An 11,925-nucleotide genomic window follows, 5' to 3' on the forward strand; every position below is an offset into this window, starting at 1 on the left:
GCGCTTTTCAGCCGCCCGTTCGGGCCGGTCCGACCTCAGGCCGAGAATTCCCAGCGCTTTCTAGCCCCGAGAACCGCATCCGGGTACAGCGCCTTGCCACGCGAGCCGTTGTAGCGGCCCAGGCCCATGAACAGGTTGCCGCCCTCGCGGTCCAGGTAGTGGCGCAGGATCACACAGCCGAAGCGCAGATTGGTCTGCATGTGGAACAGCTTGCCCGCGTCGCCGTCGCCGAGCACGCGCGTCCAGAACGGCATCACCTGGGTGTAGCCGCGCGCACCGACCGGGCTCACCGCGAACTTGCGGAAATTGCTCTCGACCTGGATCAGGCCCAGCACCAGCGCGGTGTCGAGGCCGGCGCGCTTGCTCTCGTACCACACGGTTTCCAGGAACTCGCGGCGCACGTTCCAGTCGGGCTTTTTCGGGCGCAATCGATCGCTCATGGCGCCGAGCCAGCGCAGGTAGGCCAGCCGCGCCTCCGTGCTGGCGAATTCGGGCACCGGCGGCGCGGCGTTGCCCACCGCCGAACTCAGGGCCGAGCGCACCGAATCGGCCAACGGCTCCTCCAGTTGCCCGCCGGCGTGCGCGAACTCCGTTTTTGATAGCAGCCCCAGCCCGCCGGCCGTCCACCACAGGGCTTTTCTTCTTGAAAAGCCGGGGGGGGCCAAAGCGCGGGGCAGCGTGTCGTTCACGTTGTCGATCAGCCCTGGATCAAGCCACAGGCGCGAGCCTGGACTGGAGGTGCGCGAACACCTCGCCCACCGCGACCTTGGTGGCGGCGGCGTCGCGGCGGTGCTGGTATTCGACCAGGCCTTCCTTCAGGCCCTTGTCGCCGATCGTGACGCGGTGCGGCACGCCGATGAGTTCCCAGTCGGCGAACATCGCGCCGGGGCGCTCGCCCCGGTCGTCCAGGATCACATCCACACCCGCGGCCATCAGTTCGGCGTAGAGCGCTTCCGCCGCGGCCTTCACCTCGGGGCTGCGGTCCGGCCCGATCGGGCAGATGGCGACGGTGAACGGTGCGATCGCGTCGGGCCAGATGATGCCGCGCTCGTCGTGGTTCTGCTCGATGGCGGCCGCCGGCAGCCGGGTGATGCCGATGCCGTAGCAGCCCATCTCGAGGAACTGCGGCTTGCCGTTGACGTCGAGGAAGGTCGCGTTCATCGCGCGGCTGTACTTGGTGCCGAGGTAGAACACATGGCCGACCTCGATGCCGCGCTCGATGGCCAGCACGCCCTGGCCGTCGGGCGACGGGTCGCCGGCGACGATGTTGCGCAGGTCGGCCACGAGTTCGGGCTCGGGCAGGTCGCGGCCCCAGTTCACGCCGGTCATGTGAAAGTCGGCCTCGTTGGCGCCGCAGACCCAGTCGCTCATCACCGCCACTTCGCGGTCTACCACCAGCTTCACCGGCTGCACCAGGTTCAGCGGGCCGAGGTAGCCGGGCTTGCAGCCGAAGTGAGCCTCGATCTCGGGCAGCGTGGCGAAGCGAAAGGTGTTGTTCAGGCCGGGCACCTTGCCAACCTTGACTTCGTTCATGTCGTGGTCGCCGCGCAGCAGCAGCAGCCACACCTGGGTCTTCGCGACCGCGCCCTGCTCGTCCAGCTCGTCGGTGGCCAGCACCAGCGACTTCACCGTGTTCTTCAACGGCAGGTTCAACAGTTCGGCCACGTCGGCGCAGGTGGCCTTGCCGGGGGTCGCCGTCTTGGTCAGGGGCTGCGTGGCGGCGCCACGGGCCTGCTGCGGCGCCAGCGCCTCGGCTTTTTCCATGTTGGCCGCGTAGTCGCTGGTCGGGCAGTAGACGATCGCGTCCTCGCCAGTGGCGGCGATCACCTGGAACTCTTCGCTCAGGTCGCCGCCGATGGCGCCGCTGTCGGCCGCCACGGCGCGGTAGCTCAGGCCGAAACGGTCGAAGATCCTGCGGTAGGCCTGGGCCATCACCTGGTAGCTCTGCTTGGCCGCGTCCATGTCACGGTCGAAGCTGTAGGCGTCCTTCATGGTGAATTCGCGACCGCGCATCAGACCGAAACGCGGCCGGCGCTCGTCGCGGAACTTGGTCTGGATCTGGTAGAAGTTCTTGGGCAGCTGCTTGTAGCTGCGGAATTCCTGGCGCGCGATGTCGGTGATGACTTCCTCGCTCGTCGGCTGCACCACGAAGTCGCGCGCATGGCGGTCCTTGATGCGCAGCAGCTCGGGGCCCATCTTCTCGAAGCGACCGGTCTCCTGCCACAACTCGGCCGGCTGGATCACCGGCATGGTGACTTCGATGGCGCCGGCCCGATTCATCTCCTCGCGCACGATGGCCTCGACCTTGCGGATCACGCGCAGCCCCATCGGCATGTAGCTGTAGATGCCGGCGCCCAGCTTCTTGATCATGCCCGCCCGGGTCATGAGCCGGTGGCTTGCGACCTCGGCGTCGGCAGGGGCTTCTTTGAGCGTGGAAATAAGGAACTGGGAGGCTTTCATCGGCGATTGGGGGGCGAAATTAGGGGGTGATCGGGGCAGAGAAAGACGGACCGCATCGCTTGATACACAGCCAGTGCTGTGCATAATGGAAACAGTTTAAAAATTGGGGTTTGATTATGCTTGACCGAGAAGGCTTTAGGCCTAACGTCGGCATCATCCTGCTCAACCAGAAGAATCAGGTATTTTGGGGCAAGCGCATTCGCACCCACTCCTGGCAGTTTCCGCAGGGTGGCATTGACCGGGGCGAAACCCCCGAGCAGGCCATGTTCCGTGAACTGCACGAAGAAGTGGGGCTGCATCCGGAGCATGTACGCGTTGTTGCCCGCACCCGTGACTGGTTGCGCTACGAGGTGCCAGACCGGTTTATCCGGCGTGATGCACGTGGTCACTACAAGGGACAGAAACAGATCTGGTATCTGTTGCAACTGGTCGGCCACGACTGGGATTTGAATCTGCGCGCCACCAACCATCCGGAGTTCGACGCCTGGCGCTGGAACGACTATTGGGTGCCGCTGGACGTGGTGGTCGAGTTCAAGCGCGGCGTGTACGAAATGGCGCTGACCGAACTCGCGCGTTTCCTGCCGCGACACGATTCGCGCAACCGTTATCTGCGCAGCAGCATGCGCACCCGCGAAAGCGGCCATGCCGACGCGCATTTCGAAGCCGTGCCAGGCGCTCACTTCGAACTGCCGCCTGGTGCCACCTTCGAACCCGATCCCCAGTTGGCGCAGCAACGCGACCCGCAAGAAAAGAACCATGCTCCGTTCGTTCCCACGCTGCCTCCGTAACTACACGACGCCGTTCCTCGCTGCCGCGCTCGCGGCCCTGGCGCTGACGGCCGGCGCCGCGCAGTCCACTCCCGAACTCAGGGCCTCCGACGATCCGGCGGTCTGGGCCGAGACCGAGGTGCCGCCACCGCCGGCCTTCAGCACCAGCCAGCTCATCAATATCGATTTGGGGCCGAATGTGGCGCTGAAGTTCGGGCTCGACCCGAAGTCCGTCAGCATCGGCAAGGACGACGTGGTCCGGTACGTGGTGGTGGCCACGAGCCCCGGGGCAACCACGGGGCTGTATGAAGGCATCCGCTGTGCCACCGGCGAAGTCAAGACCTACGGCCGCTACAACGACGGTCAATGGAACCTGGCGAAATCACCCGAGTGGAGCCGGCTGTTCGGCAACGGCGCCTACCGGCACTCGCTGGCGCTGGCCCGGATGGGCGCGTGTGAACAGACCAGCCCGCCGCGCAGTGCGCAAGACATGGTGCGCAACATCAAATACCCGCGGGCCGAGAGCACGCACTGAGGCCGGAAGCCCCAGGCGTGCCATGTCGGCGCGATATCAGCGCGTCAGCACCAGGTTGTCGCGGTGCACCATCTCCGGCTCGGCCACGTAGCCCAACAGGCTTTCGAACTCACCCGAGGGCTTGCGGCACAAGAGCCGCGCTTCAGAGCTCGAATAATTGGCGAGACCTCTCGCGATGTGCAAGCCGTCGGCGTCGCGGATGGCGATCACGTCGCCACGCGAGAAGTCGCCCTCCACCGCCACCATGCCGATGGGCAGCAGGCTCTTGCCTTCGTCGCGCACCTTGCTGGCGGCGCCGGCGTCGATCGTCACCGCGCCGCGCAGTTGCAGGTGGTCGGCCATCCACTGCTTGCGCGCCTGCGTCTTCTGCGTCTGGGCCACCAGCAGCGTGCCGATGGCTTCGCCGCGCGCCAGGCGCAGCAACGCGTCGGGCTCGCGTCCCCAGGCGATCACCGTGGACGCACCCGAACCCGCGGCGCGTTTGGCCGCGAGGATCTTGGTCAACATGCCGCCTCGGCCGATGCTCGAGCCAGCGCCCCCCGCCATGACTTCCAGCGCCACATCGCCGGCCTTGGCTTCGGAGACGAACTCGGCCGATGGATGCTTGCGCGGGTCGGCGGTGTACAGGCCCTTCTGGTCGGTGAGGATCACCAACGCGTCGGCCTCCACCAGATTCGCCACCAGCGCGCCCAGCGTGTCGTTGTCGCCGAACTTGATTTCGTCGTTGACCACGGTGTCGTTTTCGTTGATGACGGGCACCACGCCGTGCTGCAGCAGCGTCAGCAGGGTGGCGCGCGCATTGAGGTAACGCTCGCGGTCGGCCAGGTCGGCATGGGTCAGCAGCACCTGGGCGCTGCCCAGGCCGTTCTCGCGCAGCTTGGTTTCGTACATCTGCGCCAAGCCCATCTGGCCCACGGCCGCGGCCGCCTGCAGTTCCTGGATTTCGCGTGGCCGCGTGGCCCAGCCGAGCCGCTTCATGCCCTCGGCCACCGCGCCGCTGGAGACCATGATCACCTCGCGCTTGTGCCCGATGCGGTTGGCGCCGCTGCCGACCAGCGCCGCCAGTTGCCGGCACCATTCGCCGATGGCGGCTTCGTCGAGCCCGCGCCCCTCGTTGGTCACCAGGCTGGAGCCGACCTTGACGACGATGCGCCGCGCATCACGCAGGACGGTGGATGTTGCTTTAAGAGTCATTTCTGCCTGTAGCGCCCGTCCACCTTGCGACGCCAGCTATTATTTTTGAAACAATTTCAGGAGGAGGCCGAAGTGTCGCTGTTGGTGAAGCGCGGGTCGATTTCCACCGGCGCCTGCTCGGCCACCTGCTGTGCCTTGATGTGCTGGTACACGGCCTTGACCAGGGCTTCGCAGCCTTCGCGGTTCAACGCCGAGATCTCGAACACCGGGCCCTTGTGCTTGAAGCGCTTGACGAAATCCTTGACCAGCGCGGCGCGGTCTTCGGTGGGCACCATGTCCAGCTTGTTCAATACCAGCCAACGCGGCTTCTTGTACAGGTTTTCGTCGTATTTCTTGAGTTCGCCGACGATGGCCTTGGCCTGGACCACTGGGTCGACGCTGTCGTCGAACGGCACCATGTCGACCACGTGCAGCAGCAGCCGGGTGCGCTGCAGATGGCGCAGGAACAGATGGCCGAGGCCCGCGCCTTCGGACGCGCCCTCGATCAGGCCGGGCAGATCGGCGACCACGAAGCTCTGCTCCGGCCCGACGCGCACCACGCCCAGGTTGGGGTGCAGGGTGGTGAAAGGATAGTCGGCGATGCGTGGACGCGCGTTCGAGATCGCCGTGATCAGCGTCGATTTGCCCGCGTTCGGCATGCCGAGCAGGCCCACGTCGGCCAACACCTTGAGCTCGAGCTTCAGGCTTTTCTTCTCGCCGGGCCAGCCTGGCGTCTTTTGGCGCGGCGCGCGGTTGATCGCGCTCTTGAAACGCATGTTGCCGAAGCCGCCGTCGCCGCCCTTGGCGATGGTGATCACCTCGCCGGGCACGAGCAGCTCGTACAGAACCTCGCCCGTCTCGGCGTCGGTGATGATGGTGCCGACCGGCATCTTCAGCGTGATGTCGTCGCCAGCGGCGCCGAACATGTCGGAGCCCATGCCGTGTTCGCCGCGCTTGGCGTCGTGACGGCGCGAGAAGCGGAAATCCACGAGCGTATTGAGGTTCGGATCGGCCACCGCGAAAACGTGGCCGCCACGGCCGCCGTCGCCGCCGTTCGGCCCGCCGAATTCCTTGTATTTCTCATGCCGGAACGACACGCACCCTGCCCCGCCATCTCCGGCAGAGATGTCGATAAAGGCTTCGTCAACGAACTTCATGGTCGTTCCAGTTTATTTAGTTTAGGGCCTGAAACAAAGAAGCCCCGGCGAGGCGGGGCTTCTGAGGATCAGGATGATCACCTGAGCCGGGGTATCAAGCCGCCGGCGTCACGATCACATGATGCTTGTTCATCGCGCCCTTGACGGCGAACGACACGTGGCCGTCAACCAGAGCGAACAAGGTGTGGTCCTTGCCCACGCCGACATTGGTGCCGGGGTGGAATTGGGTGCCACGTTGACGCACGATGATGGAGCCTGCGCTGATGAGCTGGCCACCGAAGGCCTTCACACCCAGCATCTTTGGCTTGGAGTCACGTCCGTTGCGCGTTGAGCCGCCGCCTTTTTTCTGTGCCATGGTTCCTGCTCCTTAAGCTTTAACCTGCAATGGCGCCGATTTGCAGTTCGGTGAACTGCTGGCGATGCCCTTGACGTTTCTGATAGTGCTTACGGCGACGCATTTTGAAAATGCTCACTTTGTCGTGTTTGCCGTGAGCCACAACCGTGACCGTAACCGATGCGCCGGACACCAAGGGCGTGCCAACCTTGATCTCGCTGCCGTTGCCGACTGCCAGAACCTGATCGAACACAATCTCTTGGCCTACGTCCGCAGCAATCTGTTCTACTTTAATTTTTTCGCCGGAAGCAACACGATACTGTTTGCCGCCGGTTTTTATGACCGCGTACATGAATGACCTCTTCAATTTAGCTCCGGGACGGATTTCCGCAGAGCCTTATAGTTTAGCATAGCGCCGGGATTCCAGCCACAGCCCGCGCCCGGGCGGGTGCGGCGCGCCTTCACGCGCCCGGGATGAAGTGCCAAATTTCCTATAATTCGCCAACTACTTCCGCTCGCATTTTGTCCGTCCATCCCACAAGCACCGCCGCCGCCCTCGCCCTGATCTCCGACGACATGCGCGAGGTGGACAAAGTCATCGCGCTGCGCCTGTCGTCCGGCGTTCCGTTGGTCGGCGAAGTCGCACAGTACATCATCTCCGCCGGCGGCAAACGCCTGCGGCCCGCCATCCATCTGCTGATGTGCGGCGCGCTCGGCTACCGGCAGACGCAGCGCTTCAACATGGCGGCCGTGCTGGAGTTCATCCATACATCGACCTTGCTGCACGATGACGTGGTCGACGACTCCAGCCTGAGGCGCGGCCGCGCCACCGCCAACGAGGTGTTCGGCAACCCGGCGAGCGTGCTGGTCGGCGATTTCCTCTACTCGCGGGCCTTCCAGATGATGGTCGAGATCCAGGACATGCGCGTGATGCAGATCCTGGCCGATGCGGTCAACGTGATTGCCGAAGGCGAAGTGCTGCAGCTGGTGAACATGCACGATGCCACGCTCACAGAGGCGGCGTACCTGCGCGTGATCCGCTCCAAGACCGCCAAGCTTTTCGAAGCCAGCACCCGGCTGGCGGCCGTGCTGAACGGCGCCACGTTTGAGATCGAACAGGCCTGCGCCGAATACGGCCAGGCGCTGGGCACCGCTTTCCAGGTCATCGACGACGTGCTCGACTACGACGGCGACGTGGCCGAGATGGGCAAGAACCTGGGTGACGACCTGCGTGAAGGCAAGGCCACGCTGCCGCTGATCATCGCGATGCAGCGCGGCTCGCAAGCGCAATGCGCGACGATCCGCCATGCCATCGAGAACGGCGAAGTCGAGAAGATCGAAGAGATCATCCAGATCGTCAGAGCCACCGGCGCGCTGGAAGCCACACGTGACGCCGCCGCGGCCGAAGCCCGCCGCGCCATCGAGGCGACGAGCCTGTTGCCGGCCAATACCTATACCAGCGGTTTGCTACAATTGGCGGCTCAATTGTTGGAGCGCAGATCCTGATTTCTTCAGGCGTTTGTGACGCCACTCGGGGTGTAGCTTAGTCTGGTAAAGCGCTACGTTCGGGACGTAGAGACCGGAGGTTCGAATCCTCTCACCCCGACCAGAATTCTCCTTGTAGATCAACGACTTTCTGAAGTCGCATGACCTGCCCCCTTCCGCCGTACTCTCGTACGTGTGGCCATAGGCCCACTCGCGCAGGGCAGATTGGATGAACCTCTCGGCCTTGCCGTTGGTCTGAGGGCGGTAGGCCCGTGTGAACTTCTGGGTGATGCCCAGTTCCAGGCACGCCTCAGCGAACGGCGCCGATCGGAACGACATGCCGTTGTCAGTGAGCACGCGTTGGATGGGTACGCGCAAGCCGGCGAAGTAGGCGACTGCGGCCCGCAGGAACGCCCCGGCACTGATCTTCGTCTCGTCGGGGTAGACCTGCGTGAAGGCCAGCCGGCCGTGGTCGTCCACGGCCACGAAGATGTATTCCCAGCCGACATTGCGGGCGCGCTGGGTCCGGTCCCCGGTGATGCGGTGGCCGACCTGCTCGAAGCGCCCCAGCTTCTTGATGTCGATGTGCAGCAGCTCACCGGGGTTCTCGCGCTCGTACCGTTGCACAGGCTCGTTGAGCCGCAGATCGCTTAGCCGCGACAGCCCGGCTCGGCGCAGGACACGGCTGACCGTCGCCTTGGACACGCCCATGTACGAGGCGATATAGGCTTGCAGGCACAGCTTGCGGCGCAGCTTCACGATGGCCAGCGCGACATGCGGCTCGATGGCGCGCGGTGACTTCTCGGGACGCGAGGACTTGTCCAGCAGACCATTGGCACTGTCTGCCAGGTAGCGAGCCAGCCATTTGCGTGCAGTCACGGCACTGACGCCATGCTTGGCGCCCGCATCTGATGCGCTCATGCCACGTTTTGTGAGGTCTTGGACCATCTCCAAGCGACGCAGGTAGGTCAATCGGGCATTCTTATGAGTGTTCATTCGGTTTGGTAATTTGAGTTGACTGGGGGTTTGGCGATTTCCAGTCTCTCAGAACCTCTCCGGGTGAACACCCGCAACAACCTATTGGAACTTCACAGTTAGATCGCGATTAGATCCGGGTCTGGATTGGGATTGAGATTGGCAACCTTGAAGGTCGAAGCCCGAGACAATTAGCTGTCCTGACGCGCGAATCAGCCGCCTAAAGTCACCCTGTCGTGCTCGATCATGTCCAGCACGGCGCGCGTCAAATCGCTCCCCGCCTCAGCCATTTCGCACAGCAGGTTGAAGTGGTTGCACTGCGGCACGGCCACCCTGGTCACCGGATGGCCGCGCTCGCGCCATGCCAGCTCATAGGCATCGGTCTGTCGCTTGAATCCGTCAGTCTCCTCGCCTCCAACGGCCAGCACCAAAGGAACCGGCCTGTCGGGCAACTGGCTCAATGGGCTCAGGCGCCAGGCCTGCTCGGGATGCAGGCGCAGCCAGTCGTTGATGTGGGTATCGCACAATGGGCGGATGTCATAGAGGCCGCTCAGGCCAACCCCGCCGCGTACCACGTCTTCTGGCAGGCCGTACTCGGCCTGCCAGCCCGGCGCCAGCAGCATGCCCGTAAGATGGCCGCCAGCCGAGCTGCCGCAGGCATAGATGCGTCCTGGATCGATGCCATGAGCCGCCGAATGACGATGCAACCACGCGACGGCGCTACGCACGGCACGCACGGTCTCGGCCAGCGTCGCGCCGGGCAGCAAGGGATATTCGAGGGTGGCAACGGCCACACCGGCATCCGTGAAGGCCTGGGCCATCAGCGCCGAGTTCTCCTTGGTCTGCGCGCGCCAGTAGCCGCCGTGAATGAAAACGAGCACGGGCGCAGGCATGAGGTGATGAAGCACGGGAAACAGGTCCAGCCGCTCGGCCGCACCCAGACCATAGGGCAGATCGAAGAGGCCGACACAGTGCCGACGCGCAGCATCCGAGAGCGCTGCATATTCTCCGATGCTGGCTTCGAAATCCGGCACGGAGGCCCGGGCGTTGTACTGCCGATCGCGCTCCGCGCGCGTGGCGAACATCAGGTCGATCATGGGTTTACCCGCCGCGTGAGTAACGGCCCGACAGAAGCGCGCCGAAGCCCGGCACGCGGGTGTCGAGACCCAGCTTCCTGAGCATCATGTAGGTGGTCGCCACCGAGGACGACAGTACCGGAAGCCCGGTGCGGTCCTCGATGGGCTGCACCGAAGGCAGCGACGGCATCTGCACGCAGGCCGAGGCGACGATTGCATCGACACCGGCGGTCTTCAGGCGCTTGGTGATCTCCGCTGGCGCGCGCGGATCCTGGCGGCCGACGTCCAGATTGTCCGGAATCTCCAGCGAGATACTGTCAACCACCTCGATGCCTTCGTTCTCGATGTAGTCGATGACCAGTTGGGTTAGAGGCTTCATGTAGGGCGTGAGGATGGACACTTTCTTCGCGCCGATCGCGTGCAGGCCGTCGACCAACGCGCCGGCGCTGGTCACCACTGGGGCCGGCCCGTCGTTGTCGACGGTGCGCTGGTGCAAGCGCTGCTCCGAGACGCGGTGGTAACCGCGCCCCATGCTCATGATGGCGACCAAGCAGGCGTAGCCGAGCACGTCCACCCGTGCATCGGACAGCTCAAGCGCGCAGCGGTCGCTGTCACCATCCATGGCCGCGAGTTCTTCCTGGGTCACCTTCTTCATGCGCATGCGGCTGGAATGAAAAGTGAAACGCTCGAAATGCACCAACTCCCGCGCCCGAAGGATGGCGGGAATCTCGGTTTCCATCGTCGTATTGGACGAGGGCACGATCTGACCGATGCGGTAAGAAGTGGTGCTGCGTGACGCGGAATTTTGCAGCGTATCGGGCGTGTTGATGCTCATGGTTGGACTTCCTGGGTGTCGATCAGTGGGGCGAGAAACGGTGCCAGTCCGGCGTTGAGGTCCTTCTCGGCGTCATCGTCGAACCGCGCGGCCTGCAGAGGCTTGCGGTTCACGCGCAGGTCGAAGACATCGAAGCGGTTGTAGTGGCCGACGATGTCGTGCATCTGGCGCGGCTGGATGCATCGGCCCAGATCGATATCGGCATAGACGATGCCCTCCTCATCGATCAGCGGCTGGCCAATGACGCGGCCATCGGGGCCGATCACACCGGAGAACGCGCTGTTCCTACGCGACAGCAGCTCGCGCGCCCGGGGGAAATCGACCTCCAGTGCGGAGATGATCTCCTCGGATACGGTGGAGCAGGCGACCACGGTGAAGACCTTGCCCTCGAAGCTGTGTGCGGCCGACCGCACCTTGATGGCTTCGCACATGTCGTAGTCGGGCGGGGCCACCGGCAGCGAGATGTAATTGGCGAGGTGCACCAGCTCCCCCTGGGCCAGCAGTGCGAATCGGGCCAGGGTGTTGGTGTTTTCGCCGCAAGCCAGCGCGCCCAGCTTGCCGATGCTGGTGTCGTGCACCCGCAGCCCCGAGGCGTCGCCCGGTGCCCAGGTCATCTTCTCGGCCCAGGTCGGCACCAGTTTGCGGTGGCGACCCAGGATGCGGCCCTCGTCGCTGAGGGTGAGGACGGTGTTGTAGATCGTGCCGATGCCGCCCCGGCTGCGCTCGTTCACGCCGATGACGACGTTGACGCGGTGGCGCGCGGCGGCGGCCGCGATTTTGGCGATCTCGGGGCCTGGCACCTCGATGGCCGAGCGCGCAAGCCTCTCAAACCAGGGGCTGCCCTCGATCGGGTTGCCGATCCAGCTCCAGTAGGGATAACCGGCGACGAAGACTTCAGGGAAGGCAACGAGCCGCGCGCCGTTGCCCGCGGCCTCACCGATGAGGTCGATGACCTTGTCGACGGTGGCATCGGTGTCGAGGAACACCGGGGAGGCCTGCACGGCGGCGGCCTTGAAACGGGACAATGTAAGCATGAAAGAGAACTCCTGACGTGAGATACCGGAAGCGGATCACGGGTTGGCAAAGGTGGAAATGAAGGGCGGTGGAAAGGCAATACGGACGACCTGC

At 64.3% G+C, this 11,925-nt stretch carries 12 protein-coding genes, 1 tRNA gene and 1 pseudogene; 4 read left to right on the forward strand and 10 right to left on the reverse strand.

Annotated elements, in window-relative coordinates; genetic code table 11:
- Window positions 1–35: 35 nt before the first annotated feature.
- Complete coding sequence (locus RD110_RS19060; protein ID WP_394329421.1) at window positions 36–689, reverse strand: lytic transglycosylase domain-containing protein; 654 nt, start codon at window positions 687–689, stop codon at window positions 36–38.
- 19 nt (window positions 690–708) lie between these two features.
- The gene (locus tag RD110_RS19065) at window positions 709–2,460 is read right to left on the reverse strand and encodes a proline--tRNA ligase (RefSeq protein ID WP_076201120.1); all 1,752 of its coding nucleotides are present in this window, start codon (window positions 2,458–2,460) and stop codon (window positions 709–711) included.
- Window positions 2,461–2,576: 116 nt separating this feature from the next.
- Between RD110_RS19065 and RD110_RS19070 the strand changes: the two genes are divergently transcribed.
- Window positions 2,577–3,248, forward strand: coding sequence for an RNA pyrophosphohydrolase (locus RD110_RS19070; RefSeq protein ID WP_076201121.1), 672 nt, complete (start codon window positions 2,577–2,579; stop codon window positions 3,246–3,248).
- Complete coding sequence (locus RD110_RS19075; RefSeq protein ID WP_076201123.1) at window positions 3,217–3,762, forward strand: CNP1-like family protein; 546 nt, start codon at window positions 3,217–3,219, stop codon at window positions 3,760–3,762. Before RD110_RS19070 ends, RD110_RS19075 begins: the two co-directional genes overlap by 32 nt.
- 36 nt (window positions 3,763–3,798) lie before the next feature.
- Here RD110_RS19075 and proB read toward each other — a convergent pair whose 3' ends face one another.
- The 4 genes from proB to rplU form a co-directional block, all read right to left on the reverse strand.
- A complete protein-coding gene (gene proB, locus RD110_RS19080) occupies window positions 3,799–4,956 on the reverse strand; it encodes a glutamate 5-kinase (RefSeq protein WP_076201124.1) in 1,158 nt (385 codons plus the stop codon).
- A gap of 56 nt (window positions 4,957–5,012) precedes the next feature.
- Complete coding sequence (cgtA, locus tag RD110_RS19085; RefSeq protein ID WP_076201126.1) at window positions 5,013–6,092, reverse strand: Obg family GTPase CgtA; 1,080 nt, start codon at window positions 6,090–6,092, stop codon at window positions 5,013–5,015.
- 94 nt (window positions 6,093–6,186) lie between these two features.
- A complete protein-coding gene (gene rpmA, locus RD110_RS19090) occupies window positions 6,187–6,447 on the reverse strand; it encodes a 50S ribosomal protein L27 (RefSeq protein ID WP_076201128.1) in 261 nt (86 codons plus the stop codon).
- Between the two features lie 19 nt (window positions 6,448–6,466).
- Window positions 6,467–6,778 (reverse strand): 50S ribosomal protein L21, encoded by a 312-nt coding sequence (gene rplU / locus RD110_RS19095; RefSeq protein WP_076201130.1) that lies wholly within the window; start codon window positions 6,776–6,778, stop codon window positions 6,467–6,469.
- 122 nt (window positions 6,779–6,900) lie between these two features.
- On the opposite strand from rplU, the gene RD110_RS19100 reads away from it, so the two are divergent.
- On the forward strand, window positions 6,901–7,932 hold the full coding sequence (locus RD110_RS19100) for a polyprenyl synthetase family protein (RefSeq protein ID WP_076201132.1): 1,032 nt from the start codon (window positions 6,901–6,903) through the stop codon (window positions 7,930–7,932).
- A gap of 26 nt (window positions 7,933–7,958) precedes the next feature.
- Window positions 7,959–8,035 (forward strand) — tRNA-Pro (locus tag RD110_RS19105).
- A 53-nt stretch (window positions 8,036–8,088) separates the two neighbouring features.
- On the opposite strand, the pseudogene RD110_RS19110 reads toward RD110_RS19105, so the two are convergent.
- The 4 genes and pseudogenes from RD110_RS19110 to RD110_RS19125 all read right to left on the reverse strand — a co-directional run.
- A pseudogene (locus RD110_RS19110) lies at window positions 8,089–8,907 on the reverse strand (IS481 family transposase); the annotation flags it as partial.
- 191 nt (window positions 8,908–9,098) lie between these two features.
- On the reverse strand, window positions 9,099–9,983 hold the full coding sequence (locus tag RD110_RS19115) for an alpha/beta hydrolase (protein WP_076201134.1): 885 nt from the start codon (window positions 9,981–9,983) through the stop codon (window positions 9,099–9,101).
- Window positions 9,984–9,987: 4 nt separating this feature from the next.
- On the reverse strand, window positions 9,988–10,797 hold the full coding sequence (locus RD110_RS19120) for a maleate cis-trans isomerase family protein (RefSeq protein ID WP_076201135.1): 810 nt from the start codon (window positions 10,795–10,797) through the stop codon (window positions 9,988–9,990).
- Window positions 10,794–11,831 (reverse strand): carbon-nitrogen hydrolase family protein, encoded by a 1,038-nt coding sequence (locus RD110_RS19125; RefSeq protein WP_076201137.1) that lies wholly within the window; start codon window positions 11,829–11,831, stop codon window positions 10,794–10,796. Before RD110_RS19125 ends, RD110_RS19120 begins: the two co-directional genes overlap by 4 nt.
- Window positions 11,832–11,925 lie beyond the last annotated feature (94 nt).

This window comes from Rhodoferax koreense (genome assembly GCF_001955695.1).
GTDB lineage: Bacteria > Pseudomonadota > Gammaproteobacteria > Burkholderiales > Burkholderiaceae_C > Rhodoferax_B > Rhodoferax_B koreensis.

What these genes read in the sequence shown, in the direction of transcription:
- RD110_RS19065 (WP_076201120.1), bottom strand. Translation starts at nt 2,460, where the DNA reads ATGAAAGCCTCCCAGTTCCTTATTTCCACGCTCAAAGAAGCCCCTGCC.
- RD110_RS19070 (WP_076201121.1), top strand. Translation starts at nt 2,577, where the DNA reads ATGCTTGACCGAGAAGGCTTTAGGCCTAACGTCGGCATCATCCTGCTC.
- RD110_RS19075 (WP_076201123.1), top strand. Translation starts at nt 3,217, where the DNA reads ATGCTCCGTTCGTTCCCACGCTGCCTCCGTAACTACACGACGCCGTTC.
- proB (WP_076201124.1), bottom strand. Translation starts at nt 4,956, where the DNA reads ATGACTCTTAAAGCAACATCCACCGTCCTGCGTGATGCGCGGCGCATC.
- cgtA (WP_076201126.1), bottom strand. Translation starts at nt 6,092, where the DNA reads ATGAAGTTCGTTGACGAAGCCTTTATCGACATCTCTGCCGGAGATGGC.
- rpmA (WP_076201128.1), bottom strand. Translation starts at nt 6,447, where the DNA reads ATGGCACAGAAAAAAGGCGGCGGCTCAACGCGCAACGGACGTGACTCC.
- rplU (WP_076201130.1), bottom strand. Translation starts at nt 6,778, where the DNA reads ATGTACGCGGTCATAAAAACCGGCGGCAAACAGTATCGTGTTGCTTCC.
- RD110_RS19100 (WP_076201132.1), top strand. Translation starts at nt 6,901, where the DNA reads ATGAAGTGCCAAATTTCCTATAATTCGCCAACTACTTCCGCTCGCATT.
- RD110_RS19115 (WP_076201134.1), bottom strand. Translation starts at nt 9,983, where the DNA reads ATGATCGACCTGATGTTCGCCACGCGCGCGGAGCGCGATCGGCAGTAC.
- RD110_RS19120 (WP_076201135.1), bottom strand. Translation starts at nt 10,797, where the DNA reads ATGAGCATCAACACGCCCGATACGCTGCAAAATTCCGCGTCACGCAGC.
- RD110_RS19125 (WP_076201137.1), bottom strand. Translation starts at nt 11,831, where the DNA reads ATGCTTACATTGTCCCGTTTCAAGGCCGCCGCCGTGCAGGCCTCCCCG.